Origin of the sequence: Aeromonas sp. R7-2, from assembly GCF_040908105.1 — a bacterium.
GTDB classification, from domain to species: Bacteria; Pseudomonadota; Gammaproteobacteria; order Enterobacterales; family Aeromonadaceae; genus Aeromonas; species Aeromonas caviae.
The window spans coordinates 400,683-426,383 of sequence record NZ_JBFODC010000036.1 but is presented as its reverse complement, the minus strand read 5'-3'; the positions used below and the strand labels follow the sequence as shown (position 1 = coordinate 426,383).

Annotated in this window: 23 protein-coding genes and 2 tRNA genes; 20 read left to right on the top strand and 5 right to left on the bottom strand. The window is 59.3% G+C overall.

Annotated elements, in window-relative coordinates:
- The first annotated feature begins 45 nt into the window (after positions 1 to 45).
- The 6 genes from thiL (at position 46) to AB5Y47_RS17375 (ending at position 7,494) form a co-directional block, all read left to right on the top strand.
- A complete protein-coding gene (gene thiL, locus AB5Y47_RS17400; RefSeq protein ID WP_043153245.1) occupies positions 46 to 1,005 on the top strand; it encodes a thiamine-phosphate kinase in 960 nt (319 codons plus the stop codon).
- Complete coding sequence (locus tag AB5Y47_RS17395; RefSeq protein ID WP_043153244.1) at positions 1,002 to 1,490, top strand: phosphatidylglycerophosphatase A; 489 nt, start codon at positions 1,002 to 1,004, stop codon at positions 1,488 to 1,490. Before thiL ends, AB5Y47_RS17395 begins: the two co-directional genes overlap by 4 nt.
- Before the next feature lie 647 nt (positions 1,491 to 2,137).
- On the top strand, positions 2,138 to 3,862 hold the full coding sequence (locus AB5Y47_RS17390; RefSeq protein WP_010675387.1) for an ABC transporter ATP-binding protein: 1,725 nt from the start codon (positions 2,138 to 2,140) through the stop codon (positions 3,860 to 3,862).
- Positions 3,863 to 3,920: 58 nt separating this feature from the next.
- Positions 3,921 to 5,477, top strand: a complete 1,557-nt coding sequence (locus tag AB5Y47_RS17385; protein WP_043153242.1) for an ABC transporter substrate-binding protein — start codon at positions 3,921 to 3,923, stop codon at positions 5,475 to 5,477.
- 96 nt (positions 5,478 to 5,573) lie between these two features.
- Complete coding sequence (locus tag AB5Y47_RS17380) at positions 5,574 to 6,548, top strand: ABC transporter permease (protein WP_039040297.1); 975 nt, start codon at positions 5,574 to 5,576, stop codon at positions 6,546 to 6,548.
- A 4-nt stretch (positions 6,549 to 6,552) separates the two neighbouring features.
- Positions 6,553 to 7,494: an ABC transporter permease gene (locus AB5Y47_RS17375; RefSeq protein WP_043153239.1), complete on the top strand. Its 942-nt coding sequence runs from the start codon at positions 6,553 to 6,555 to the stop codon at positions 7,492 to 7,494.
- Positions 7,495 to 7,714: 220 nt separating this feature from the next.
- On the opposite strand, the gene dxs is transcribed toward AB5Y47_RS17375, so the two are convergent.
- The 3 genes from dxs to xseB are packed head-to-tail and all read right to left on the bottom strand — an operon-like array spanning position 7,715 to position 10,744.
- Positions 7,715 to 9,580, bottom strand: a complete 1,866-nt coding sequence (gene dxs / locus AB5Y47_RS17370) for a 1-deoxy-D-xylulose-5-phosphate synthase (RefSeq protein ID WP_043153238.1) — start codon at positions 9,578 to 9,580, stop codon at positions 7,715 to 7,717.
- 21 nt (positions 9,581 to 9,601) lie between these two features.
- Positions 9,602 to 10,492, bottom strand: a complete 891-nt coding sequence (gene ispA, locus AB5Y47_RS17365) for a (2E,6E)-farnesyl diphosphate synthase (protein WP_043153237.1) — start codon at positions 10,490 to 10,492, stop codon at positions 9,602 to 9,604.
- A complete protein-coding gene (gene xseB / locus AB5Y47_RS17360) occupies positions 10,493 to 10,744 on the bottom strand; it encodes an exodeoxyribonuclease VII small subunit (RefSeq protein WP_010675381.1) in 252 nt (83 codons plus the stop codon).
- Positions 10,745 to 10,978: 234 nt separating this feature from the next.
- On the opposite strand from xseB, the gene pomA reads away from it, so the two are divergent.
- The 3 genes from pomA (at position 10,979) to greA (ending at position 13,263) form a co-directional block, all read left to right on the top strand.
- Complete coding sequence (pomA, locus tag AB5Y47_RS17355; protein WP_029314770.1) at positions 10,979 to 11,737, top strand: flagellar motor protein PomA; 759 nt, start codon at positions 10,979 to 10,981, stop codon at positions 11,735 to 11,737.
- Positions 11,738 to 11,747: 10 nt separating this feature from the next.
- Positions 11,748 to 12,641, top strand: coding sequence for a flagellar motor protein MotB (locus AB5Y47_RS17350; RefSeq protein ID WP_042878323.1), 894 nt, complete (start codon positions 11,748 to 11,750; stop codon positions 12,639 to 12,641).
- A 145-nt stretch (positions 12,642 to 12,786) separates the two neighbouring features.
- On the top strand, positions 12,787 to 13,263 hold the full coding sequence (gene greA, locus AB5Y47_RS17345) for a transcription elongation factor GreA (protein WP_010675378.1): 477 nt from the start codon (positions 12,787 to 12,789) through the stop codon (positions 13,261 to 13,263).
- A gap of 47 nt (positions 13,264 to 13,310) precedes the next feature.
- Here greA and AB5Y47_RS17340 read toward each other — a convergent pair whose 3' ends face one another.
- Both AB5Y47_RS17340 and yhbY read right to left on the bottom strand, forming a co-directional pair.
- Positions 13,311 to 13,904, bottom strand: a complete 594-nt coding sequence (locus AB5Y47_RS17340; RefSeq protein ID WP_043153235.1) for a PilZ domain-containing protein — start codon at positions 13,902 to 13,904, stop codon at positions 13,311 to 13,313.
- A 105-nt stretch (positions 13,905 to 14,009) separates the two neighbouring features.
- Entirely contained in the window at positions 14,010 to 14,306 is a 297-nt protein-coding gene (gene yhbY / locus AB5Y47_RS17335; protein WP_010675376.1) for a ribosome assembly RNA-binding protein YhbY, read from the bottom strand.
- Between the two features lie 97 nt (positions 14,307 to 14,403).
- Here yhbY and rlmE point away from each other — a divergent pair, with 97 nt between their 5' ends.
- The 11 genes from rlmE (at position 14,404) to infB (ending at position 25,662) form a co-directional block, all read left to right on the top strand.
- The gene (rlmE, locus tag AB5Y47_RS17330; RefSeq protein WP_010675375.1) at positions 14,404 to 15,033 is read left to right on the top strand and encodes a 23S rRNA (uridine(2552)-2'-O)-methyltransferase RlmE; all 630 of its coding nucleotides are present in this window, start codon (positions 14,404 to 14,406) and stop codon (positions 15,031 to 15,033) included.
- 45 nt (positions 15,034 to 15,078) lie between these two features.
- Positions 15,079 to 17,031 carry an ATP-dependent zinc metalloprotease FtsH gene (gene ftsH / locus AB5Y47_RS17325; protein ID WP_041212504.1) on the top strand — a complete coding sequence of 651 codons (1,953 nt, stop codon included), beginning with the start codon at positions 15,079 to 15,081 and terminating at the stop codon, positions 17,029 to 17,031.
- 84 nt (positions 17,032 to 17,115) lie between these two features.
- Positions 17,116 to 17,961 (top strand): dihydropteroate synthase, encoded by an 846-nt coding sequence (folP, locus tag AB5Y47_RS17320; RefSeq protein ID WP_029314768.1) that lies wholly within the window; start codon positions 17,116 to 17,118, stop codon positions 17,959 to 17,961.
- 18 nt (positions 17,962 to 17,979) lie between these two features.
- Positions 17,980 to 19,314, top strand: coding sequence for a phosphoglucosamine mutase (glmM, locus tag AB5Y47_RS17315; RefSeq protein ID WP_039040289.1), 1,335 nt, complete (start codon positions 17,980 to 17,982; stop codon positions 19,312 to 19,314).
- Between the two features lie 131 nt (positions 19,315 to 19,445).
- Positions 19,446 to 20,210 carry a triose-phosphate isomerase gene (tpiA, locus tag AB5Y47_RS17310; protein WP_368220427.1) on the top strand — a complete coding sequence of 255 codons (765 nt, stop codon included), beginning with the start codon at positions 19,446 to 19,448 and terminating at the stop codon, positions 20,208 to 20,210.
- Positions 20,211 to 20,537 (top strand): preprotein translocase subunit SecG, encoded by a 327-nt coding sequence (secG, locus tag AB5Y47_RS17305; RefSeq protein WP_010633113.1) that lies wholly within the window; start codon positions 20,211 to 20,213, stop codon positions 20,535 to 20,537.
- A gap of 7 nt (positions 20,538 to 20,544) precedes the next feature.
- Positions 20,545 to 20,629: transfer RNA gene (locus AB5Y47_RS17300), tRNA-Leu, on the top strand.
- Between the two features lie 91 nt (positions 20,630 to 20,720).
- Positions 20,721 to 20,797: transfer RNA gene (locus AB5Y47_RS17295), tRNA-Met, on the top strand.
- A gap of 166 nt (positions 20,798 to 20,963) precedes the next feature.
- On the top strand, positions 20,964 to 21,422 hold the full coding sequence (gene rimP, locus AB5Y47_RS17290; RefSeq protein ID WP_048207078.1) for a ribosome maturation factor RimP: 459 nt from the start codon (positions 20,964 to 20,966) through the stop codon (positions 21,420 to 21,422).
- 14 nt (positions 21,423 to 21,436) lie between these two features.
- Positions 21,437 to 22,939, top strand: a complete 1,503-nt coding sequence (nusA, locus tag AB5Y47_RS17285) for a transcription termination factor NusA (RefSeq protein WP_368220426.1) — start codon at positions 21,437 to 21,439, stop codon at positions 22,937 to 22,939.
- A gap of 20 nt (positions 22,940 to 22,959) precedes the next feature.
- Positions 22,960 to 25,662, top strand: coding sequence for a translation initiation factor IF-2 (infB, locus tag AB5Y47_RS17280; protein WP_041212506.1), 2,703 nt, complete (start codon positions 22,960 to 22,962; stop codon positions 25,660 to 25,662).
- Positions 25,663 to 25,701: the final 39 nt, after the last annotated feature.

Genomic DNA, 25,701 nt, shown 5'->3' with positions numbered 1-25,701 from the left:
TCAGCAATTAAGAGAGGAGCCAGCTTATTGCTGGCTTTTTACTGTATGGGTGAATTTGAGCTGATTGAGAAGTACTTCAAGGTCCCCCACGCCCGCAAGGACGTGGTGATGGGCCCTGGAGATGACTGTGCCCTGCTGACCCTGCCCCCCGACGCCCAGTTGGCGGTGAGCACGGACACCCTGGTGAGCGGCGTGCACTTCTTCCCCGACATGGATCCGGTGGATCTCGGCTACAAGGCGCTGGCGGTCAATCTCTCCGATCTGGCCGCCATGGGTGCCGAGCCGCGCTGGGTCTCCCTGGCCCTGACCCTGCCCGCCATCAACGAGCGCTGGGTCGCCGGTTTCGCCGAAGGGTTCCTCGAGCTCGCCGAGTACTACAACGTGGCGCTGGTGGGGGGGGACATGACCCGCGGGCCCCTCTCCATCACCGTCTCGGTGAAAGGATCGGTCCCGGCAGGTCGCGCCCTGCTGCGCAGCGGCGCCAAGGCCGGTGACGGGGTCTACGTGACCGGTACCCTGGGAGATGCCGCCCTGGCGCTCTCCCACCTGCTGGGCAAGCGCACCCTCAACGAGAACCAGCTGGCGGCCGTGCTGCCGCGCCTCGACCATCCCCATCCCCGCATCCTGGCCGGTCAGGCCCTGCGCGGGCTGGCCAGCAGCGCCCTGGATCTCTCCGACGGCCTGGCGTCCGATCTCGGCCACATCCTCAAGGCGTCCGGCGTGCGGGCCCAGATCGATCTCAACCTGCTGCCCCTCTCCCCCGTGTTGCAGGATGCAGTGCCGGCCATGGATGCCTGGCAGCTGGCCCTGGCCGGGGGCGACGACTACGAGCTCTGCTTCACCGTGCCCCAGGAGCATCACGGCGCCCTGGACACGGCGCTGGCCAATTGCGGCGTGAAGTTCACCCGCATCGGTCGCATCCTGGCCGGGGAGCCTGGTATCGACTACCTGCAGGACGAACAACCCGTCGAACTGCACCTCAAGGGCTGGGATCACTTCGCATGATGTCTTTCAAGATAAAGCCCGAACTGACGCGGCTGAACCTTAAAAACCCGCTCCACTTCCTTGCGGTTGGGTTTGGCTCCGGCCTCTCCCCCAAGGCGCCGGGCACCATGGGGACCCTGGCAGCCATCCCGCTCTATCTGTTGGTGAGCGGGCTGCCGACCTCCTGGTTCATCGTCCTGCTGGTGGTGGGTTTCGTGGCGGGCATCCGCATCTGCCAGAGCGCCACCGACGCCATCGGGATGCCGGATCACGGGGCCATCGTCTGGGACGAGGTGATCGGATTCGGGGTCACCATGATTGCGGCCCCGGCCGGCTGGGAGTGGGTGCTGGCGGGCTTCGTGCTGTTTCGCCTGTTCGACGTGCTCAAGCCCTGGCCCATCTCCTGGTTCGATCGCCGCATTCACGGCGGGCTTGGCATCATGCTGGACGATCTCATCGCCGGCCTGTTCGCCCTGGCCTGCATGCAACTGCTTGCCCACTGGTGAGGGGAGGCTGCTCCCGAACGCCCGTCTCGCTGTTTTTTCACTGCTCTCCTCTTGCAAAGAGGCCGGATATACCGCACACGCAGGCCCTGAGGGGCCTGCGTTTTTTTGTATGCAATCCCTCCCGGCTTGCCGTGCCGGCGGGCCTGTGGCCCAGGTTGATCCTTCTGCATTGTCCCTATTTAGCTCTGCCTATTTTTCCTTACTCCAGATATGCTGCCGTCAAAAAATCATTTCACATAAATATTCACTACTCATTCGAAGCTGGTCAGCATAATGCTGATAGTGAATAAGATGGTTTGTTGCTATTTTGTTGAAACATAATTGGTTGATGGTCTCGCAATGCCAGCGTAATCTCTGGTAATGTGACTTTTATCGACATTTTAACCCCAGGGTGTCGGCATTCTCTGGGCAAAGTATTGCGAAATTGTATAACTGGATCATTTACACCCGCGGGCAAACCGACTAACTTACTCGCGGGTTATTCCAAAAAAATGCAAAAAACCCGCCCGGATCGCTGGTTTGGCTGCCTCATGGATTGAGCGTTAATTACACAACAACGGCTCTCGAGCAGTACCAAGGCACAACCAGCATCTGCGGCTGATTTACGGACGAATTATTTGGGACGGATGTCCCCCGCAGAGGTAACCATGTCCTTGCTTGAAGTCAAAAACTTGCGGATCGAGTACCCCTCCCGCTACGGGGTGCTTGCCGCGGTCAAGGATCTCTCTTTTTCTGTTGAAAAGGGCGAGATCGTCGGCGTCGTCGGTGAGTCCGGCGCTGGCAAATCCACCATCGGCAACGCCGTCATCGATCTGCTGAGCCCGCCCGGTCGCATCGCCCGTGGTGACATCTACCTCAACGGCGAGCTCATCTCCGGGAAGAGCCAGAACGAGATGCGGGCCATTCGCGGCTCGCGCATCGGTTTCATCTTCCAGGATCCCATGACCTCCCTCAACCCGCTGTTCACCGTGGAGCAGCAGCTGGTGGAGACCATCCTCGCCAACACCGACCTGTCCCGCGAGGCGGCCTTTGCCAAGGCCCTCGAGCTGATGGGGGCGGTGGGGATCCCGAACCCGGACGTGCGCATCAAGCAGTATCCTCACCAGTTCTCCGGTGGCATGCGCCAGCGGGTGGTGATCGCCATCGCCCTCTCCGGGGATCCCGAGCTCATCATCGCCGATGAGCCGACCACGGCGCTGGACGTCTCCATCCAGGATCAGATCCTCCAGCTCATCCGCAACCTGTGCAAAGAGCGCCAGGTCGGCTGCATGCTGGTGACCCATGACATGGGGGTGGTCTCCAACGTCACCGACAAGGTGGCGGTGATGTACCGCGGCGATCTGGTGGAGTTCGGCACCACGGAACAGGTGCTGGGCCGCCCCAATCACCCCTATACCCGCAGCCTCATCTCGGCGGTTCCCCGCTCGGATGTCAAGCTGGTGCGCTTCCCCCTGGTCTCCTATATCGAGGATGCCGGTGCGGCGGATACCAGCATCGATCTCAAGACCCACTGGCTCGGCCAGAGTCAGGACGAGCGCACCTATGAAGGCGCGCTGTTGCGGGTGGAGAACGTGGATCTGAAGTTCGTCACCAAGGATTCCATCTTCCCGAGCCGCCGCCAGTACGTGCGCGCCTGCAACAACATCAGCTTCGAGATCTTCGAGGGTGAGACTTTCGGTCTGGTGGGGGAGTCGGGCTCCGGCAAGTCCACCATCGCCCGTGCCATCACCGGGCTCTATCCGCCCGACACCGGCAAGATTGTCTTCGAGGGGATCGATCTCACCGCCCTGAAAGGGGAGCACGAGCGTCGCCCCCTGCGCCGCCAGATGCAGATGGTGTTCCAGAATCCCTACTCTTCGATGAACCCGCGCATGAAGGTGCGTGACATCATCGCCGAGCCGATCCGCTTCCACCGCCTCGCCGAGAGCGAGCGGCAGATAGAGCAGATCGTCGGAGACCTGCTGGATCACGTGGGCTTGGGCCGCGGCGCCGGGGTCAAGTATCCCCACGAATTCTCCGGTGGTCAGCGCCAGCGCATCTCCATTGCCCGCGCCCTGGCGACCCGCCCGCGCTTCCTCATCTGCGACGAGCCCACCTCGGCGCTGGATGTCTCGGTGCAGGCCCAGATCCTCAACCTGCTCAAAGACTTGCAACAGGAGCTTGGGCTCACCATGCTGTTCATCAGTCACGATCTGCCGGTCATCCGCCAGATGTGCGACCGTATCGGTGTGATGCAGCACGGTCATCTGGTGGAAGTGGCCGAGACCGAGAAACTGTTCACCAATGCCGAGCATGAGTACAGCCGCAAGCTGATCTCCCTCATGCCGGAATTCAAGGGAATGTCCCGCGAGGGGCTGGAAATCGCAAGCTAGGAAAGCACCGGTTCGCCGGTTTGTCTGTCAATAAAAAGCCAAAAGCATGGAGAAAGACATGAAGAAAGGATTATCCAAGATCGCCATGGCGCTGTTCGCCGCTGGTCTCGCGTTCAACGTTTCTGCTGCCGACATCAAGGTCGCCGTCGCGTCCGACGCCACCTCTCTGGACCCGCAGGAGCAGCTCTCCGGTCAGACCCTGGAGATGTCTCACCTGGTGTTCGACCCCCTGATGCGTTACACCCAGGATCTGCAGTTCGAGCCGCGTCTGGCCGAGAAGTATGAGCGCATCGACGACAAGACCGTCCGTTTCCACCTGCGCAAGGGTGTGAAGTTCCACTCCGGCAACGACTTCACCGCCGATGACGTGGTATGGACCGTCAACCGTCTGAAGGCCTCCCCGGACTTCAAGGCGATCTTCGACCCCATCGCCGAAGCCAAGAAGGTGGATGATTTCACCGTGGATCTCGTCACCGCCAAGCCGTTCCCGCTGGTGCTGCAGACCGTCACCTACATCTTCCCGATGGACTCCAAGTTCTATAGCGGCAAGACCGAGGCGGGCAAGGACAAGGCCGAGATCGTGAAGAACGGTGACTCCTTCGCCTCCACCAATGTCTCCGGTACCGGTCCGTTCAGCGTCAAGTTCCGCGAGCAGGGCGTGAAGCTGGAATACGTGCGCAACGCCAACTACTGGGACAAGGCCTCCAAGGGCAACGTCGAAAACCTGACCGTGGTACCGATCAAGGAAGACGCCACCCGTGTTGCAGCCCTGCTGGGCGGCGACGTGGACATGATCTACCCGGTTGCCCCGAACGATCTGGAGCGCGTGAAGAACGGCAAGGATTCCCAGCTGGTCACCCTGTCCGGTACCCGTGCCATCATCATCGAGCTGAACCAGAACACCAACCCGGCGCTGAAAGACAAGCGCGTGCGTCAGGCGATCAACTACGCCATCAACCAGGTGGGCATCGTCGACAAGATCAACAAGGGCTTCGGTACCCCGGCCGGCCAGCTGAGCCCGAAAGGCTACGCAGGCTACAACGAGGCGCTCAAGCCCCAGTATGATCTGGCCAAGGCCAAGGAGCTGATGAAGGAAGCCGGTTACGAGAAGGGCTTCAAGATGAGCTTCATCTCCCCGGCTGCCCGCTACGTCAACGACGTCAAGATTGCCCAGGCCGTCTCCGCCATGCTGTCCAAGATCAACATCAAGGTGGATCTGAAGACCATGCCGGTGGCCCAGTACTGGCCGGAGTTTGACAAGTGCGCCGCTGACATGCAGCTGATCGGCTGGCACTCCGACACCGAAGACAGTGCGAACTTCTTCGAGTTCCTGACCTTCACCAAGGATGCCAAGACCGGCATGGGTCAGTACAACTGCGGCGGTTATGCCAACGCAGAAGCTGACAAGATGGTGATGGAAGCCAACACCGAGACCGATCCTGCCAAGCGTGCCGCCATCCTGCAGAAGGTGGAAGCCATGTTGATCGACGACGCTGCCTATGTGCCGCTGCACTGGGAAGACCTGGCCTACGGTGCCAAGAATAACGTCGACATCAAGCCGGTGGTCAACGTGATGAACTTCCCTTATCTGGGTGACCTGGTGGTCAACAAGTAAGCGAAGCGTTTAAGGAAGGACCCGGCGGGGCACCCATGGTTGCCCCGCCATTAACAGAAGCCTGTGCCAAGACACAGGCCACGTAGAAGGACAAGCATGTTTACATTCCTGCTGAAACGGTTCTATCAGGCCGTGATAGTGATGTTCGTCATCAGCCTGGTCGCCTTCTCCATCCAGGACAACCTGGGGGATCCGCTGCGCGAGCTGGTGGGACAATCCGTCTCCGAGTCCGTGCGCCAGGAGCTGCGCGACAAGATGGGACTCAATGATCCCTTCCTCGTGAAATACAGCCGCTTCTTGAAGAACGCGGTACACGGGGATCTGGGCACTTCCTATTTCTTCAAGCGACCAGCCCTCGAGGTTATCCTCGACAAGCTGGTGGCTACCCTTGAGCTGGTGTTTGCCGCCGCGCTCATCATCGTCGTGGTCTCCATTCCGCTGGGGGTTTATTCGGCGATAAGACCGCGCAGCATCCTCACCAAGGTCATCATGGCGGTGAGCAGCATCGGCATATCGATCCCGGTCTTCCTGACCGCCATCATGCTGATGTACCTCTTCTCCATCCAGCTGGGCTGGCTGCCGGCCTATGGCCGTGGCGAGACCTACAACCTGCTGGGCTGGGAGTCGGGCTTCTTCACCTGGGACGGTATCTTGCACCTGGTGTTGCCAGCTGTCTCCCTCTCCTCCATCATGCTGCCGCTGTTCATCCGGCTGGTGCGCTCGGAGATGCTGGAGCAGCTCTCCTCCGAGTACGTCAAGTTTGCCCGTGCCAAGGGGCTGGACAACAACAAGGTCTACTACCAGCACGCCCTGAAGAACACCATGCTGCCGGTCATCACGGTGGGCGGTGTGCAGATCGGGACCATGGTGGCCTACACCATCCTGACCGAGAGCGTGTTCCAGTGGCCGGGGACCGGCTTCCTGTTCCTTGAGGCGATCCACCGGGTCGATACGCCGCTGATCACCGCCTACGTCATCTTCGTCGGCCTCATTTTCGTGGTGACCAATACCCTGGTCGACCTGCTCTACGGGTTGATCAACCCGACCGTCAACCTGACCGCCAAGGGGTAAGCACATGAGTAACGCAGTGACTGCGAGCCCGAGTCGTTGGGCACGCTTCAAAAATTCCGACATCGTCTACTACTTCCTGCGGGACAAGGTAGCCATGTTCAGCTTTGCGGTGTTTGTGGTCTTCGTGCTGGCGGCTCTGCTGGCACCCTGGATCGCACCGCACAACGTCTATGACCAGACCAGCTTCGATCTGATGGATGCGGAGCTGCCCCCCTCCTGGCTGGAAGGGGGCGAGGCCCGCTTCTGGCTCGGGACCGACAACCAGGGACGCGACATCTGGAGCACCATCCTCTATGGCGCCCGCATCTCCCTGACCATTGGTCTGTTCGCGGTGGGGCTGCAGCTGGTGCTCGGTATCGTCATCGGTCTGATGGCCGGTTACTTTGGTGGTCGCATCGACAACCTGCTGATGCGCTTTGCCGATGTGCAGCTGTCGTTCTCCACCATGATGGTGGCGATCATCATCTCCGCCATCTTCCAGGCGACCTTTGGCTCCGAGTTCTACTCGAAGTTCGCCATCCTGATGCTGGTGGTGATCATCGGTATCGCCGAGTGGCCCCAGTATGCCCGGACGGTACGCGCCTCCGTGCTGGCGGAGAAGAAGAAGGAGTATGTGGAAGCAGCTCAGGTGATGGGGTTCCGCGCCCCGCGCATCATGTTCCGCCACATTCTGCCGAACTGCCTGTCACCCATCCTGGTCATCTCCACCGTGCAGGTGGCGAACGCCATCATGAGCGAGGCGGCCCTCTCCTTCCTGGGTCTGGGGATGCCGGTTGATCAACCGTCCCTGGGGTCGCTCATCAGCGTGGGCTTCAACTACATCTTCTCCGGCTCCTGGTGGATCACCGCCTTCCCGGGCCTCTGCCTGGTGGTGCTGGTGCTGGTGATCAACCTGCTGGGTGACTGGCTGCGGGATGTGTTCAACCCGAAGATCTACAAGGGCTGATAAACCTATCCACGAACTGGCTGCGAGGCCGTGATCAAGGTTCATGTGCTGCTCACTTATGTGGAATCAGGAGTGCTCATGTATGTCTCGGTTCCTGAGCGGCTTGTAACCTTGTTGACGGCCTTCTCGCGACAGTGTGTGAGCAGGTTTGGTTTGGCACAGTGAATAACAAAAAAAGGGCGCCATCAGGCGCCCTTTTTATTGCTTGCAATAACCCTTGTCAGGCCTGCAGCCAGCTCTCGATGCGGGTCTGAATGCCCACGCTGTCCAGCCCCAGCAGGGCGTAGATCTCATCCTGGGTGCCCTGCTCGATGAAGCGGTCCGGCAGGCCGAGGTTGAGCACCGGTTTGCACTGCTTGCAGCCCATCAGCAACTCGTTCACCGCAGAGCCTGCACCGCCCATGATGGCGTTGTCCTCGAGGGTGACGAACTGATCGTGGGAGGCGGCCAGAGAGAGCACCAGCGCCTCGTCCATGGGTTTGACGAAGCGCATGTCCACCAGGGTGGCATCGAGCGCCTCTGCGGCTGCTCTGGCCTGTTGCAGCAGGGTGCCGAACGCAAGGATGGCGGTCCCCTTGCCCTCACGAACGACACGTCCCTTGCCGAGGGGCAGGGCCTGCATCTCGCTCTCGGCCTGGATACCGGTGCCGCTGCCACGAGGGTAGCGCACCGCCGCTGGCCCGTTGCACAGATAGCCGGTGTAGAGCATCTGGCGGCACTCGTTCTCGTCGGACGGGGTCATCACCACCATGTTGGGCACGGTGCGCAGGAAGCTGATGTCGAACGCCCCCTGATGGGTCGGGCCGTCGGCCCCCACCAGACCGGCCCGGTCGATGGCGAAGAGCACCGGCAGGTTCTGCAGCGCCACATCGTGGATCAGCTGGTCATAGGCCCGCTGCAGGAAGCTCGAATAGATGGCGACCACGGGTTTCTGGTCGGCGATGGCGAGACCGGCGGCGAAGGTGACCGCATGTTGCTCGGCGATGGCCACATCGAAGTAGCGATCCGGATATTGCTGGCTGAATTTCACCAGACCGGAGCCTTCGCGCATGGCGGGGGTGATACCGACCACGCGCTCGTCCTTGGCGGCGATATCGCACAGCCACTGACCGAAGATGGCGGAGAAGGTGGGTTTGCCACCGGCGCTCTTGGGCAGGGCACAGTCATCCGGGTTGAATTTGGGGACGGCGTGATAGCCGATGGGATCTTTTTCCGCCGGCTCGTACCCCTTGCCCTTCTTGGTCTTGACGTGCAGCAGCTGGGGACCCTTGAGGTTGCGCATGTTGCGCAGGGTTTCGACCAGGGCATGGATGTCGTGACCGTCGATGGGGCCGATGTAGTTGAAGCCGAACTCCTCGAACAGGGTGCCGGGTACCACCATGCCCTTGAGGTGCTCCTCGGCCCGCTTGGCGAGCTCCTTGACCGGCGGCAGCCCCGCCAGCACCTTCTTGCCCCCCTCGCGAATGGTGGTGTAGAGCTTGCCGGACATCAGCCTGGCGAGGTGATTGTTCAGGGCCCCCACGTTCTCGGAGATGGACATCTCGTTGTCATTGAGCACCACCAGCATGTCCTTGTGGACGTCGCCGGCGTGATTGAGGGCTTCGAAGGCCATGCCGGCGGTGATGGCGCCATCACCGATGACCGCGACCACCTTGCGGCCAAGCCCTTCGCTCTCGGCCGCCACCGCCATGCCGAGCGCTGCCCCGATGGAGGTGCTGGAGTGGCCCACGCTGAGCACGTCGTACTCGCTCTCTTCCCGCCAGGGGAAGGGGTGCAGGCCATCTTTCTGGCGAATGGTGTGAATGCGCTCCCGTCGTCCGGTCAGGATCTTGTGGGGATAGGCCTGGTGGCCCACGTCCCACACCAGCCGATCGAAGGGGGTGTTGTAGACATAGTGCAGGGCGACCGTCAGCTCGACGGTGCCAAGGCCTGAGGCGAAGTGGCCGCTGGAGCGGCTCACCGAGCGCAGCAGATACTCGCGCAGCTCGTTGCACACCACGGGCAGCCGCTCGAAGGGGAGGGATCGCAAATCGACCGGCGTGTCTGCGAGGGCCAGGTTGGGGAAATCGCTAATATCAACGCTCATATTGTTACTGTTATCCAGCGTTTAGTGGGTTCGCTCGATGATGTAATCGGCAAACGCTTCCAGAATGTCGGTATTGTAGGGCAAGGATTGCAGGGCTGTTAAGGCCTTGTCATGCAGTTCGCGAGCCAGCTCACGGGCATTGTCGAGTCCGAGCAGGGCCGGATAGGTACTCTTTTCCAGCGCCAGATCCGAGCCTTGCGGCTTGCCCAGGGTGGCAGTATCGCCCGTGATGTCGAGGATGTCGTCCTGCACCTGGAAGGCGAGTCCGATGGCGGCGGCAAAGGTTTGCAGGGCGGTGAGGGTGGCGGGTTCCACGTCAGCCTTGCACAGGGCGCCGAGGGTCACGGCGCACTCGATGAGGGCCCCGGTCTTGTGGCGGTGCACCTGCTCCAGCTCGCCGAGGCTGATCCGGCGTCCTTCGGCGTCCAGATCCAGTGCCTGACCGCCGCACATGCCGAGATAGCCGGACGCGCGGGCCAGGGCACTCAGCATCCGCACCCGGTTGGCCATCAATGTATCGGGCATGGGGTGGTCGGCCAGAATGGAAAACGCCAGGGTCTGCAGGGCATCGCCCGCCAGGATGGCTGTGCCTTCATCGAAGGCCTTGTGTACGGTGGGCTGACCACGACGCAGGTCGTCGTCGTCCATGGCGGGCAAGTCGTCGTGCAGGAGGGAGTATGCGTGAATGCACTCCACTGCGGCGGCGGGGCCATCCAGCAGTTCGCTCTTGACGCCCAGCATCTCGCCAACGGCATAGACCAGGAAGGGGCGCACCCGTTTTCCACCGAGCAGCAGGCCGTATTTCATCGCGTCCCGCAGACGTGGCGCCATGGCGGGCAGGGCGTCAAGCTGTGCCGAGAGGCAATCGTCGATGCGGCGCCGATGCAGGCGGGAGAAATCGTCCAGGGTCACTCACTCCTCTCCTTGTTCTGCTCGAAAGGGGACCGCTTGCTCGCTGCCATCGGCCTGGGTCAGGAGGATCTGGATCTTCTGTTCGGCCTGTTCCAGCTTCTGCTGGCCGGCACGCACCAGATGGATGCCCTGTTCGAATTGTTTGAGTGCCTCCTCGAGGGGGAGCGAGCCCTGTTCGAGTTGATGCACTATGGTTTCCAGCTCTTCCAGGGTGGCATCAAAACTCAGACGGTCGATTTTTTTACTGGCCATGTCCATCCTCGGGGATTGAAAAAAACGGCTCATCTTAACATCGACCGGCCACAGGGGGGAGGCAGAAAAACGCGGCGTCCTCAAACTATCCTGACCCTGGCCGATAAGAACGGGCATGCAACCACGCATTGCCGATCGGCGATTGCGGTGTACCGGGCTTGCTGCCGGGGACGCAATAGCAGAAAATTCAACGCAATATAATTAGACGGCACGTTCGGCGACAGGAGTAGGGATGTGGATTTAGGGAGTCTGATAGGCTTAGTGCTGGGGTTCGGGGTCGTGGTGTACGGCATGTTGCTGGGCGGCCCCATGAGCATGTATGTGGACATGCCATCGGTCTACATCACCATACTGGGGTCCGTGTTCATCTGCATGATGAAATTCAACCTCGGTCAGTTTCTGATGGCCTTCAAGGTCGCGGGCAAGGCCTTCATGTACAAGGGGGACAAGCTCGACGATCTCATCACCAAGGCGGTGGAACTGGCGGATGCTGCCCGCAAGGGGGGCTTTCTGGCTCTGGAGGCGGCGGAGATCCCAAATACCTTCATGAAGAAGGGCATCGACATGCTGGTGGACGGTCATGATGCCGACGTAGTGCGTGCGGTGATGGAGAAGGACATCGAACTGACGTCCGAGCGTCACGCCACGGCCATCAAGGTGTTCCGCTCCCTGGGGGATCTCGGCCCGGCCATGGGCATGATCGGTACCCTGGTGGGGTTGGTGGCCATGCTGGCCAACATGAGCGACCCCAAATCCATCGGTCCGGCCATGGCGGTGGCCTTGCTGACGACCCTGTATGGCGCCATCGAGGCCAACATGATTGCCATCCCCATCGCGGACAAGCTGGAACTGCGCAGCGGCGAGGAACAGTTGAGCCGCACCCTGATCCTCGACGCCATCATGGGGATCCAGGATGGACAGAACCCGAGGGTGATCCAGGCCATGTTGCAGAACTACCTGAATCAGTCCAAACGCAACAACGGGACCGAATAGGAGCGCACAGATGGCAAAGTGCAAGTGCCCGCCTCCCGGATTGCCCGGTTACATGGGAACCTTCGCGGATCTCATGTCCCTGCTGATGTGCTTCTTCGTGCTCTTGCTCTCCTTTGCCGAGATGGATGTGCAGAAGTTCAAGCAGATCGCCGGTTCCATGGAGAAGGCGTTCGGGGTGCAGAACATCCTGGAGGTCAAGGATATTCCCAAGGGAACCTCCGTCATCGCCCAGGAGTTTCGTCCTGGTCGCCCCGAGCCGACGCCTATTGACACCATCATGCAGCAGACCATCGACATGACCCAGACCGAGCTGGATTTCCAGCCTGGGGATGCGGACAAGGCGGGTGGACATGACAAGACCGAAGGCCAGCAGAGCGGTGGCGATACCGCCCAGGAGGCCCAGAAGGCGCAGGAACAGTCCAACACCCTGGCCAAGGCTCTGGCGGAGCAGATGCAGGCCCAGATCCAGGATGGGGCCATCGAGATAGAGGCGCTGGGTCAGCAGATCATCATTCGCATTCGCGAGAAAGCGGCGTTCCCGGCGGGATCCGCCTTCCTGCAACCCCAGTTCTGGCCGGTGATCCGCAAGGTGGCTGCGCTGCTCAAGGATGTGCCGGGGGAGATCACCGTCTCCGGCCACACCGACAATGTGGCCACCGAGGATGAGTTGTTCCAGTCCAACTGGGAGCTTTCGTCCCAGCGGGCGGTGGCGGTTGCCCACCAGATGATCAAGGTGCCCGGTTTTGACGGCAATCGTCTGGTGGTGCAAGGGATGGCGGATTCCCAGCCGCTGGTGCCCAACAACAGCCCGGAGAATCGGCGCATGAATCGACGTGTCGAGATCGCCATCATGCAGGGCAAACCGACGGTGTCGGCTCCGCTTGGCGTCTCGGAATCCAAGTAACGCTGGCCCAAAGCGGGATCCCGCTCGCAGGGGCTGACATGGATTTTGTGGCGGCTTCATATTAAGATGCCCCATCCGAACCGACAGCTGCGGCTCTCTTTTGATTGCCGCAGCTTCTCTTTATAAAGCAACCCAGGTTTCGACTATGAATCATACTCCGATGACTGTTCGCGGCGCTGAAAAGCTGCGTCAAGAGCTCGATTATCTCAAGACCGAGCTGCGTCCCCAGATTATCGAAGCGATTGCTGATGCCCGTGAACATGGCGATCTGAAAGAAAATGCCGAATACCATGCCGCCCGCGAGCAGCAGGGTTTCTGTGAAGGCCGCATTCAGGAAATCGAAGGCAAGCTCTCCAATGCCCAGATTATCGATGTCACCAAGATTGCCAACAATGGCCGCGTCATCTTCGGCGCAACCGTGACCCTGCTCAAAAGTGAAACGGAAGAGGAAGTGGTCTACCGCATCGTGGGAGACGACGAGGCGGACATCAAGCAGAACATGATCTCCGTGAATTCCCCCATTGCCCGCGCCCTGATCGGCAAGGAAGTGGATGACGTTGCCATCGTCAAGACGCCGGGTGGCGATGTGGAGTACGAGATCCTGGAAGTTGCCTATCTCTGATTGAACGTCGGGGAAAGAGACAGGGGAGCCGGGCTCCCCTGTTGTCTTTAGTCACCCTGATAGGCCTGGACGAAGGCGTCCTGGTGGCGCTGGAAGAGCCAGTCCCGCAATTGTTCCTGATCCTCCTTGCCCAGCCGGAACTGGACGGCCCAGTCATGGTAATGTTGATTGGCATCCACGTGCCTGACGAGGGTGCCTGTCATGGCCAGGGGAGGGAGATCCTCGATGCGAAGGTATCCGCCAAGTGGATCTCCCTTGGCAGAGGAGTCCGGCAAGCCGGCCACGATGAGACCGCCAAGGGAGAGGCTGTATACCTCGTACTCCGCGTCTTCGGTGCAGAGCACGGCCTTTTCGTCGAGTCGCCAGGCGCGCAGATGGGGCGAACCCAGCTCGGTAATGGTCGGCGCGGCGATGCGCAGCTCGGCGTGGCCCTCCTCTGCCTGGGTGCAGTGGAGCGGGAAACGCAATTGGTAGCCGGCGATGCGGGCTTCGAGTGTCAGAGGCTTGGCTCGCTGCAACAGGCTTTGGAGAGGAAGGGGCAGGGTGCCGCGCAGGTATTGGCTGGTGGCAATGTCTTCATCGTTTCCCAGGTCCCGCAGCATGGCCAGTTCTTCATCGGTGAGGAGCTGATGCTTGTCCATAGTGGGTGTCCACGGCTATTCATCGCAGGTTAAGGGCCTGGCAACTATTTTGGCAAGCGACTTGGGAAGAAGGGAAATGAAGGAAAGAGCGAATGCTCTTTCCTGTTACTTGCGTGGCAACTGGATCTTGGGCTCTTTGGCCTGACGGTAGATGGTCAGTACATGGCCCATGCTCTGTACCTTGATGGCGCCGGTCTCGCGAACGATGGCATCCATCACCAGCTGTTTCATCTCACGATCTTCAGACGCAACCTTAACCTTGATCAGCTCGTGGTGGTTCAGGGCCAGATCGATCTCGGCCAGCACCCCTTCGGTCAGACCGTGTTGTCCCAGCAGGACGACCGGCTTCAGACTGTGGGCCAGGCCCTTGAGGTACTGTTTCTGTTTATTGTTGAGAATCATGGCAATTTCTTCATAAGTCAGGGTTGAAAGGGGCGTATTCTACCCCCACTTAGCCCTTAATACTAATAACCCTTGTGGTTTTTTAAAGTCGACAATCATGACCCAGAAAAAACGTTCCCCCAGTTCAACCCGCTGGTTAAAAGAACATTTCGACGACCAATACGTCAAGAAAGCCCAGAAGTTGGGACTGCGCTCTCGCGCCGTTTTCAAGATCGACGAGATCCAGGGCAAAGACCGGCTGCTCAAGCCGGGGATGACGGTAGTGGACCTGGGGGCTGCTCCCGGTGGCTGGTCCCAATTTGCCATCGACCAGGTCGGTGACAAGGGGCGCGTCATTGCGTGTGATATTTTGCCGATGGATTCCATTGCCGGTGTCGATTTCCTGCAAGGGGACTTTCGGGAGGAAACTGTACTCGGCGCCTTGCTGGAGCGAGTCGGCCCCGACAAGGTGGATGTCGTCATGTCCGACATGGCGCCCAACATGAGCGGTACCCAGCAGGTGGATCAAGCCCGTGCCATGTACCTGGTGGAACTGGCGCTGGACATGTGCAATCAGGTCCTAAGCAGTAATGGCAGTTTTGTAGTCAAGGTGTTCCAGGGGGAAGGGTTTGATGCCTATCTCAATGAAATACGTAGACTTTTCTCTGTCGTCAAGATTCGAAAACCAGACTCGTCCCGTGCCCGTTCACGAGAAGTCTACATTGTGGCTACCGGTTTTAAACTGTAGTACCCTAACCCTCATCGTTAACTGTCAGTCTGCGAGGTCATTGATTTGAGTGACATGGCGAAAAACCTAATCCTGTGGCTGGTCATCGCCGTCGTGCTGATGTCGGTGTTCAATAGCTTCAGCCCCAGCGATACCACCAGTCGCCAGCTGGACTATTCCAGCTTCGTGAAAGAAGTGACCCAGGAGCAGATCCGTGAAGTGCGGATGGATGGCAAGGTCATCAATGGCGTCAAGCGCACCGGTGAACGTTTCACCACCATCATTCCTGCGCCGGATCCCCAACTGCTCAACGACATGCTCAACCATAACGTCAAAGTGATGGGTGAGAAGCCGGAAGAACCATCTCTGATCACGTCCATCTTCATCTCCTGGTTCCCGATGCTGTTGCTGATCGGTGTCTGGGTCTTCTTCATGCGTCAGATGCAGGGCGGCGGCGGCAAGGGTGCCATGTCGTTTGGCAAGAGCAAGGCTCGCCTGATGAGCGAAGATCAGATCAAGACTACCTTCGCCGACGTAGCTGGTTGTGACGAGGCAAAGGAAGAGGTCAAGGAGCTGGTCGACTATCTGCGTGACCCGACCAAATTCCAGAAGCTGGGTGGCAAGATCCCGACCGGCGTCCTGTTGGTAGGTCCTCCCGGTACCGGTAAGACCCTGCTGGCCAAAGCCATTGCAGGCGAGGCCAAGGTGCCGTTCTTCACCATTTCAGGTTCGGACTTCGTGGAAATGTTCGTGGGTGTCGGTGCCTCCCGGGTACGTGACATGTTCGAACAGGCCAAGAAATCCTCCCCCTGCATCATCTTCATTGATGAGATCGATGCGGTCGGTCGCCAGCGTGGCGCCGGTCTGGGTGGTGGTCACGACGAACGTGAGCAGACCCTGAACCAGATGCTGGTTGAAATGGATGGTTTTGAAGGCAATGAGGGCATCATCGTCATCGCCGCCACCAACCGTCCCGACGTACTGGATCCTGCTCTGCTGCGTCCAGGTCGTTTCGACCGCCAGGTCGTGGTCGGCTTGCCGGATGTTCGCGGTCGTGAGCAGATCCTGAAAGTGCACATGCGCAAGGTACCGCTGGCGGATGACGTCAATCCGGCGCTGATTGCCCGTGGTACCCCTGGTTTCTCCGGTGCCGATCTGGCCAACCTGGTGAACGAGGCTGCCCTCTTCTCTGCTCGCGAGAGCCGCCGAGTGGTCTCCATGCTGGAGTTCGAAAAGGCGAAGGACAAGATCATGATGGGGGCGGAACGTCGCTCCATGGTGATGAAAGAGTCCGAGAAGGAGATGACGGCCTATCATGAAGCGGGTCACGCCATCATTGGTCGCGTGGTGCCGGATCATGACCCTGTCTACAAGGTCTCCATCATTCCGCGCGGCCGTGCGCTGGGTGTGACCATGTACCTGCCGGAACAGGACCGCTGGAGCCACTCCAAGCAGCATCTGGAGTCCATGATCTCCAGCCTGTATGGCGGTCGTCTGGCGGAAGAGCTGATCTACGGTGCCGAGAAGGTATCGACCGGTGCATCCAACGACATCGAACGTGCCACCGACATCGCCCGCAAGATGGTGACCCAGTGGGGCATGTCCGAGCGTCTCGGCCCCATGCTTTACGCAGAAGAGGACGGTGAAGTCTTCCTCGGCCGTAGCATGGCCAAGGCCAAGCACATGTCTGACGATACCGCCCGCATCATCGATGCCGAGGTCAAGCAGGTCATCGATCGCAACTACGATCGTGCCAAGCAGATCCTGCTGGACAACATGGATGTGCTGCACACCATGAAAGATGCATTGATGAAGTACGAGACCATCGATGCCAAGCAGATCGATGATCTGATGGCGCGTCGCGAGGTCCGTGCTCCCAGCAACTGGCATGATGAGCACGGTGACACCCCGCAAGGTGGTGCCAGCGTGAACAACGGGCCGGAGGCCAAGGCGCCGGCTGAAGAGGGCAGTGCACCTCTGAGTGACATCGACAAGGCGAACGATGTCCCGGCCAAATAAGTTGTCATGATACAAACCCCGGGCTTGCCCGGGGTTTTTCTTTGCACGAAGAGTTTGCCGCTCTTGTTGGAGGTAGTTGAAGCAATGCAGTTAATCAGCAAGGGACGTCCCCTTTCTCTCGACCGTCCCCATGTCATGGGCATTCTCAATGTGACGCCGGACTCCTTTTCAGATGGTGGCCGCTTCAAGCAGATCGATCTGGCGTTGGGTCATGCCCGCGACATGGTGGCCGATGGGGCCACCCTTATCGATATAGGTGGCGAGTCGACCCGCCCGGGCGCCCCCGACGTGAGCGAGCAGGAGGAGCTGGACAGGGTCATCCCCGTGGTGGAGCGCATGGTCGCCGAGCTGGATGTGATGATCTCCCTCGATACCTCCAAGGCGATTGTCATGCGGGAGGGTTGTGCTGCAGGTGGTCACCTCATCAATGATGTCCGCGCTCTGCAAGAGCCGGGAGCGCTGGGCGCGGCGGCCGAGGCTGGCGTACCGGTATGCCTCATGCACATGCAGGGGCAGCCCCGTACCATGCAGGTGGAGCCGCACTATGACGATTTGCTGGGGGAGGTGAGAGCCTTCTTTGACGAGCGGATTGCCGCTTGTCTGGGGGCCGGTATCCCGCGTGAGCATCTGGTACTGGATCCAGGCTATGGCTTTGGCAAGACGCTGGCGCACAACTATCAGCTGCTGGCACAGCAGGCGTCACTGCTCGATTACCAACTTCCGCTCTTGGTGGGCATGTCACGAAAGTCTATGATAGGCAACCTGCTTGACCGCCCGGTAGCCGAGCGGTTGGCTGGTAGTCTGGCCTGTGCCCTGATCGGGTTGCAACATGGCGCCAGGATCATCCGGGTGCACGACGTGCGGGCCACCATGGATGTCTTGCGTACAGGCTGGATGACCATGACGGGACAAGATTTCATATCCAAATAGAAAAACGAGAAACAGACAATGACCAGAAAGTACTTCGGCACCGACGGCGTGCGCGGCAAGGTGGGTGAATACCCGATCACCCCAGATTTCGTCATGAAACTGGGCTGGGCCGCCGGCAAGGTGCTCTCCAAGAAAGGGACCAAGAAGGTGCTGATCGGCAAGGATACCCGTATCTCCGGTTACATGCTGGAGTCGGCACTAGAGGCGGGGCTCTCCGCCGCCGGTCTCAAAGCCATATTGATGGGACCCATGCCCACCCCGGCGGTTGCCTACCTGACTCGCACCTTCCGTGCCGAAGCCGGCATCGTCATCAGTGCATCCCACAACCCCTATTACGACAACGGCATCAAGTTCTTCTCCGCCGACGGCACCAAGCTGCCCGATGATGTCGAGCTGGCCATCGAAGCCGAGCTCGACAACGAACTCAAGTGCGTGGAGTCCGCGGAGCTTGGCAAGGCGCAGCGCATCGATGATGCGGCTGGTCGCTACATAGAATTCTGCAAGAGCACCTTCCCCTCCAATCTGAGCCTGGAAGGGCTGAAAATGGTGGTGGATTGCGGTCATGGTGCCACCTACCACATCGCCCCTTCCGTCTTCCGCGAGCTGGGTGCCGAAGTCATCGCCATCGGCTGCAGCCCGGATGGGCTCAACATCAATGACGGTGTCGGTTCCACCGCACCGGAGGCGCTGGCCGCCAAGGTCCAGGAATGCAAGGCAGATCTCGGCGTCGCCTTCGACGGTGACGGCGACCGTCTGGTGATGGTGGACAGCACTGGTTACATCATCGACGGGGATGAGATCCTCTACATCATCGCCCGGGATGCCCTGCGCCATGGCCGCCTCAAGGGCGGTGTGGTGGGCACCCTGATGGCCAACATGGGGCTGGAGCTGGCGCTTCAGACCCTGGGCATCCCCTTTGCCCGTGCCAAGGTGGGTGACCGCTACGTGCTTGAGATGATGAACGAGAAGGGCTGGCGCATCGGGGGCGAAAACTCCGGTCACATCATCTGCCTGGATCAGACCACCACGGGGGATGGTATCGTCGCCGCTCTGCAGGTGCTGACGGCCATGCGCAGTGCCGAGATGCCGCTGGCCAAATTGCGTTCGGGCATGAGCAAGTTCCCGCAAGTGCTGGTCAATGTGCGCTTCGCCGAAGGCAAGGATCCGCTGACCTCCAGTGCCGTTCAGCAGGAAGTGGCGGCAGTGGAGCAGGAACTGGCCGGCCGTGGCCGGGTGCTGCTGCGCAAATCCGGCACCGAGCCCCTGATCCGGGTCATGGTCGAAGGTGAACACGAACAGCAGGTGCGCGATATGGCAGAGCGCATCGCCAAACAGGTCGAATCGGCGTTTTAATGAACAACCAAGGCGGCTTTTTAGTCGCCTTGGTTGTATCTTGTTCAAACGATTCGAAAATTTGAAAATAGCACTTGTCAGCTGAGCATCCTCTGGATATTATCAGCCCCGCTTTCGCAAGGGAGTTGCCGATGGGACATCGCAAGCCGTTTGTAGCAGCCAACTGGAAGTTACACGGTAGTAGGTCGCAGTTAGAGCAGTTTACGAGTCAGTGCACAGAGCGCATTGATGAAGGCGTAGATGTGGTCTTGTGTCCATCCCATGTGCATCTCGGTTTCACAGCCGAACTGCTCGGTGAGCAGGGAAGAGTGAAGCTAGGGGCTCAGAACGTGAGCCAGCACAGACAGGGCGCTTATACGGGTGAAATCTCGTGTGAGATGCTGGTTGAGGCAGGTTGCCGATATGTACTTGTTGGCCACTCCGAGCGCAGGCGTCTCTTTGGTGAGACCAGTTTTATCGTCGCAGAGAAGTTTGCTGCAGTCAGAGCAGCAGGTCTGATACCCATACTTTGTCTGGGTGAGTCAGGCGCGGCGAGGCAGGCAAGAAGAACCTTTGAGGTGATTGCCGAGGAACTGGACATCGTCATAGAGAAAAATGGCGCGATGGCTTTCGATAATGCTATCATCGCCTACGAGCCAATCTGGGCTGTAGGTACAGGTAAATGCGCCACACCCGAGCAGGCACAAGAGGTTCATTCCTTTATTCGCAGTCGCTTGGCGGAGGATACTCCGGTAATAGGTGAGAAAGTAAGAATCATCTATGGTGGGAGCGTGACACCGGCCAATGCACAAGATTTGTTTGCGCAGCCCGATATTGATGGCGGTCTGATAGGCAGGGCAAGTCTTGATTGCGAGGCGTTTTTAGGAATAGTTGAAGCGGCAAAGGGTGCAAGTTAAATGTACGAGATTCTTTTGGTCGTTTATCTGCTGGTATCGCTGGCTCTGATTGGTCTGGTGATGATTCAGCAAGGTAAAGGGGCTGATATGGGCGCCTCCTTCGGCGCAGGGGCATCGAATACTGTATTCGGCTCCGGTGGTTCAGGCAGTTTCCTGACCCGCACAACAGCAATTTTGGCTACTCTGTTTTTCTTGATTAGTCTGGTTCTGGGTTCCATGTCCAGCAACAAGGTCAAACAGGGTAGTGAATGGGAAAATCTGCAACAGACTCAACAAGTTGAGCAGAGCAAAGCGCCAGTCAAGAAAGATACTGACGTTCCCGAATAAGAGTTTTGCCGTGGTGGTGGAATTGGTAGACACGCTATCTTGAGGGGGTAGTGCTCTAGGGTGTGCGGGTTCGAGTCCCGCCCACGGCACCAATTAAGCAGTGAACCCGGGTAACCGGGATGTTATAGCCGCTGAGTCTTGTCTCACGAGAGTGAAGTGGCTATAATCTCGCACGATTTCGGACGCGGGGTGGAGCAGCATGGTAGCTCGTCGGGCTCATAACCCGAAGGTCGTCGGTTCAAATCCGGCCCCCGCAACCAAATTTCACGCATTTCCTACGCTCAGGAAGGCGGTCGCTGCGAGGCGACAATCAGGGTAAAGCGCCAAGCCCCGATTTGACATCGGGGCTTTTTGTTATGTGCAATTTACTCTGAATCTATTTCTATCTGGGCTATATGCCCTTTTTTCGTTTTTCGGAGGGTGACTTTGGCTACGTTGGAACAACGTTTGACCGATCTGCTCGAGGCTCCGGTCGTTGCCTTGGGTTTTGAACTGTGGGGTATCGAGTTTATCCGTGCGGGTAAGCACTCGACCTTGCGCGTTTTCATCGACTCGGAGCAAGGCGTGACGGTGGAAGACTGTGCCGAGGTGAGCCGCCAGGTCGGCGCCATCATGGATGTCGAAGATCCCATCACCGAGGAGTACTACCTTGAGGTGTCTTCCCCGGGTCTGGATCGTCCACTGTTCAAGGTCGCCCAGTTCGAAAAATACGTTGGCCAGGAGGCGGCGGTAACGCTTCGGATGGCAACAAACAACCGCCGCAAGTTCAAAGGCGTAATCAAAACCGTGCAGGGGGACATGATCACTCTGACGGTAGATGGTAAGGACGAGGTGTTGGCTTTCACCAATATCCAAAAAGCGAACATAGTGCCGAACTTTGGTTAACGAGGCTATCGGATATGAATAAAGAGATTTTGCTGGTCGTTGACGCTGTGTCCAACGAGAAGGCTGTCCCCCGCGAGAAGATTTTCCAGGCTCTGGAGACTGCGCTGGCGACTGCGACCAAGAAAAAATACGAAGGCGAGATTGAAGTGCGTGTCGAGATCGATCGCAAGACCGGTGACTATGACACCTATCGCCGTTGGGTCGTGGTGGCCGATCAGGCTTCCATGGAGAACCCGTACGGGGAAATCACTCTCGAAGCCGCTCAGATCGAGCAGCCGGATATCCAGATCGGCGACTATGTTGAAGACCAGATTGACTCTGTGACCTTCGACCGTATCACCACCCAGACCGCCAAGCAGGTCATCGTGCAGAAAGTGCGCGAGGCCGAGCGTTCCCAGGTCGTTGACCAGTTCAAGGACAAGGAAGGCACCATCATCAGCGGCGTGGTCAAGAAGAGCAACCGCGACAACGTGATCCTGGATCTGGGCAGCAATGCCGAAGCCGTGATCTTCCGTGACGACATGCTGCCCCGTGAGACCTTCCGTCCCGGCGACCGCATCCGTGGCCTGCTCTACGCCGTGCGTCCGGAAGCCCGTGGTTCCCAGCTGTTCGTCAGCCGCTCCAGCCCGGACTTCCTGAAAGAGCTGTTCCGCATCGAAGTGCCGGAAATCGGCGAAGAGATGATTGAAATCATGGGCGCTGCCCGTGATCCGGGTTCCCGCGCCAAGATCGCGGTCAAGACCAACGATCGTCGTATCGACCCGATCGGTGCCTGTATCGGCATGCGTGGTGCCCGCGTTCAGGCCGTCTCCGCCGAGCTGAGCGGTGAGCGTGCCGACATCGTGCTGTACGATGACAACCCGGCCCAATACGTGATCAACGCCATGGCGCCAGCCGATGTGGCTTCCATCATCGTTGATGAAGACAACCACACCATGGACATCGCCGTGGAAGCCGCCAACCTGGCCCAGGCCATCGGCCGCAACGGTCAGAACGTGCGTCTGGCCTCCCAGCTGACCGGTTGGGAACTGAACGTGATGACCGTCGAGGACATGCGTGCCAAGCACCAGGCCGAGAACGACCGCATCCTGACGCTGTTCACCAGCACTCTGGACATCGATGACGATTTCGCCAGCCTGTTGATGGAAGAGGGTTTCTCCACTCTGGAAGAGATCGCCTTCGTGCCGGTCAACGAGCTGCTGGCCATCGACGGTCTGGATGAAGACATGGTCGAAGAGCTGCGCAAGCGTGCCAAGGATGCCCTGACCACCAAGGCCCTGGCCAAAGAAGAATCCTTTGAAGGCGTCGAGCCTTCCGAAGAACTGCTCAATCTCTCCGGCCTCGGCCGTGAAATGGCCTATGCCCTGGCCGCTCGCGGTGTCGGCACCCTGGAAGATTTGGCAGAGCAAGGTATCGATGACCTTGCCGACATCGAAGAGTTGACCGCCGAGAAGGCTGGTGAGCTCATTATGGCTGCTCGCAATATCTGTTGGTTCGGAGAAGAGCAGTCTGAATAAGGTCAAACGGAGGAAAATGAATGGCAGAAGTATCAGTTAAGCAACTTGCCACTGACATCGACACGCCGGTTGATCGTCTTCTCCAGCAGTTTGTCGATGCCGGCATCGTGAAGAGCAAGGCCGACGACATGGTCAGCGAGTCGGAGAAACAGACTCTGCTGGCACATCTGAAGAAACAGCATGGAGGTGACGAGGTCACCGCACCTGCTCGCATGACCTTGCAGCGCAAGACCAAGAGCACCCTGAGTGTTCAGGGGACTGGTGGCAAGAACAAGGAAGTGCAGGTAGAAGTGCGCAAGTCTCGCACCTATGTAAGACGCTCGGCGCTGGAAGATGAACAGCGCCAGGCGGAAGCCGAGGAAACAGCGCGTTTGGAAGCAGAAGAAAAAGCTCGTCGCGAGGCCGAAGAGAAGGCCCGCCTCGACGCTGAAGAGAAGGCTCGCCGTGAGGCTGAGCAGGCTCGTCGTGAAGCTGAGGAAAAGGCGCGGATCGAGGCACAACAGAAGGCTCGACAGGCTCAACAGCCCGCCAAAGCAGCCGTTAGCACAGCTCAGCAAGAGGCAGAAAAGATGGCCAAGCGCGAAGCAGAAGAACTGAAGCGCCAACAGGAACAGACAGCTTTGCAAAAAGCTGAAGAACTCGCCGCGAAGAAAGCCGAAGAGGCTCGCATCATGGCGGAACAGAATGCGGCCCGCTGGGCTGAAGAAGAAGCGGCTCGCGCCAAAGAGAGCAGCGATTACCATCTGACCACCAACAAGCACGCGCAAGCGGCCGAAGATGAGTTGGATCGTAAGGAAGAGACCAGCCGTCGCACGGCTGCCGCTGCCAAGGCGCCGAAGAAAGTCGGCCGTCGCGAAGACGACCGCAATGACCGCAACTCCCGCGATCCCCGTGCCCGCAAAGGCAAGCGTGGCAAGATGGCCATGCCGAACGCCATGAAACACGGCTTCAACAAGCCGGCTGCCGTGGTCAACCGTGACGTCGTCATCGGCGAGACCATCACAGTGGCGGAGCTCGCCAACAAGATGGCCGTCAAGGGCGTTGAAGTCATCAAGGTGATGATGAAGATGGGTGCCATGGCCACCATCAACCAGGTGATCGACCAGGAGACCGCTCAGCTGGTCGCCGAGGAGATGGGTCACAAGGTAGTGCTGCGCCGTGAGAACGAGCTGGAAGAGGCGGTACTTAGCGATCGTGACGAGACCTCCGAAGCCAAGCCGCGTGCGCCGGTCGTGACCATCATGGGTCACGTCGATCACGGCAAGACCTCGCTGCTGGACTATATCCGTAAGGCCAAGGTTGCCGCGGGCGAAGCCGGTGGCATTACCCAGCACATCGGTGCGTACCATGTACAGACCGACAGCGGGATGATCACCTTCCTGGATACCCCGGGTCACGCGGCGTTTACCTCCATGCGTGCTCGTGGTGCCAAGGCGACCGACATCGTTGTGCTGGTTGTTGCAGCTGACGACGGCGTGATGCCGCAAACCATCGAAGCTATCCAGCATGCCAAGGCGGCCGGTGTGCCGCTGGTTGTTGCGGTGAACAAGATCGACAAGCCTGAAGCGGATCCGGATCGCGTCAAGACCGAGCTGGCCCGTTACAACGTCATGTCCGAAGACTGGGGTGGCGATTGCCAGTTCGTGCACGTCTCCGCCAAGTCTGGCGAAGGCATCGACGACCTGCTGGAAGCCATCCTGATCCAGGCCGAAGTGCTGGAGCTGAAAGCGGTGGTTGACGGCATGGCCAACGGCGTCGTGATCGAATCCTTCCTGGATAAAGGTCGTGGTCCGGTTGCCACCGTGCTGGTACAGGAAGGTACTCTGCGTCAGGGCGACATCGTGCTGTGCGGTCTCGAATACGGCCGGGTGCGCGCCATGCGTGACGAACTGGGTCGCGAGATCAAGGAAGCGGGTCCGTCCCTGCCGGTGGAAATCCTCGGCCTGTCCGGTGTTCCCTCTGCCGGTGACGAAGCCACGGTCGTGCGTGACGAGAAGAAAGCCCGTGAAGTGGCGCTCTACCGTCAGGGCAAGTTCCGCGAAGTCAAGCTGGCTCGCCAGCAGAAGGCCAAGCTGGAAAACATGTTCGCCAACATGACCGAGGGCGAAGTGTCCGAAGTGAACGTGGTGATCAAGGCCGATGTACAAGGCTCTGTGGAAGCGATCTGCGATGCGCTGGTCAAACTCTCCACCGACGAAGTGAAGGTGAAGATCGTGGGTTCCGGCGTAGGTGGCATCACCGAAACCGACGCGACCCTGGCCGCGGCTTCCAGCGCCATCCTGGTGGGCTTCAACGTCCGTGCCGACGCTTCTGCGCGCAAGGTCATCGAATCCGAGAGCCTGGATCTGCGTTACTACTCTGTCATCTATGACCTGATCGACGAAGTGAAGCAGGCCATGAGCGGCAAGCTGGCTCCTGAGTATCGTCAGGAGATCATCGGTCTGGCTGAAGTGCGTAGCGTCTTCAAGTCGCCGAAGTTCGGCGCCGTTGCTGGCTGTATGGTCACCGAAGGTGTGGTCAAGCGTTCCAACCGCATTCGCGTTCTGCGTGACAACGTGGTTATCTATGAAGGCGAGCTGGAATCCCTGCGCCGCTTCAAGGATGACGTCAACGAAGTTCGCAACGGCTACGAGTGTGGTATCGCGGTCAAGAACTACAACGACGTGCGCGAAGGCGACCAGATCGAGGTGTACGAGACCGTTGAAATCCAACGGACTCTGTAAGCCGAGAGTTAGACAAAATAGGGGGCCGCGGCCCCCTTT

Excerpts from the sequence above, each read along its gene's own strand:
- thiL (WP_043153245.1), top strand. The coding sequence starts at position 46 with ATGGGTGAATTTGAGCTGATTGAGAAGTACTTCAAGGTCCCCCACGCC.
- AB5Y47_RS17395 (WP_043153244.1), top strand. The coding sequence starts at position 1,002 with ATGATGTCTTTCAAGATAAAGCCCGAACTGACGCGGCTGAACCTTAAA.
- AB5Y47_RS17390 (WP_010675387.1), top strand. The coding sequence starts at position 2,138 with ATGTCCTTGCTTGAAGTCAAAAACTTGCGGATCGAGTACCCCTCCCGC.
- AB5Y47_RS17385 (WP_043153242.1), top strand. The coding sequence starts at position 3,921 with ATGAAGAAAGGATTATCCAAGATCGCCATGGCGCTGTTCGCCGCTGGT.
- AB5Y47_RS17380 (WP_039040297.1), top strand. The coding sequence starts at position 5,574 with ATGTTTACATTCCTGCTGAAACGGTTCTATCAGGCCGTGATAGTGATG.
- AB5Y47_RS17375 (WP_043153239.1), top strand. The coding sequence starts at position 6,553 with ATGAGTAACGCAGTGACTGCGAGCCCGAGTCGTTGGGCACGCTTCAAA.
- dxs (WP_043153238.1), bottom strand. The coding sequence starts at position 9,580 with ATGAGCGTTGATATTAGCGATTTCCCCAACCTGGCCCTCGCAGACACG.
- xseB (WP_010675381.1), bottom strand. The coding sequence starts at position 10,744 with ATGGCCAGTAAAAAAATCGACCGTCTGAGTTTTGATGCCACCCTGGAA.
- AB5Y47_RS17350 (WP_042878323.1), top strand. The coding sequence starts at position 11,748 with ATGGCAAAGTGCAAGTGCCCGCCTCCCGGATTGCCCGGTTACATGGGA.
- greA (WP_010675378.1), top strand. The coding sequence starts at position 12,787 with ATGAATCATACTCCGATGACTGTTCGCGGCGCTGAAAAGCTGCGTCAA.
- AB5Y47_RS17340 (WP_043153235.1), bottom strand. The coding sequence starts at position 13,904 with ATGGACAAGCATCAGCTCCTCACCGATGAAGAACTGGCCATGCTGCGG.
- yhbY (WP_010675376.1), bottom strand. The coding sequence starts at position 14,306 with ATGATTCTCAACAATAAACAGAAACAGTACCTCAAGGGCCTGGCCCAC.
- rlmE (WP_010675375.1), top strand. The coding sequence starts at position 14,404 with ATGACCCAGAAAAAACGTTCCCCCAGTTCAACCCGCTGGTTAAAAGAA.
- folP (WP_029314768.1), top strand. The coding sequence starts at position 17,116 with ATGCAGTTAATCAGCAAGGGACGTCCCCTTTCTCTCGACCGTCCCCAT.
- glmM (WP_039040289.1), top strand. The coding sequence starts at position 17,980 with ATGACCAGAAAGTACTTCGGCACCGACGGCGTGCGCGGCAAGGTGGGT.
- tpiA (WP_368220427.1), top strand. The coding sequence starts at position 19,446 with ATGGGACATCGCAAGCCGTTTGTAGCAGCCAACTGGAAGTTACACGGT.
- secG (WP_010633113.1), top strand. The coding sequence starts at position 20,211 with ATGTACGAGATTCTTTTGGTCGTTTATCTGCTGGTATCGCTGGCTCTG.
- nusA (WP_368220426.1), top strand. The coding sequence starts at position 21,437 with ATGAATAAAGAGATTTTGCTGGTCGTTGACGCTGTGTCCAACGAGAAG.
- infB (WP_041212506.1), top strand. The coding sequence starts at position 22,960 with ATGGCAGAAGTATCAGTTAAGCAACTTGCCACTGACATCGACACGCCG.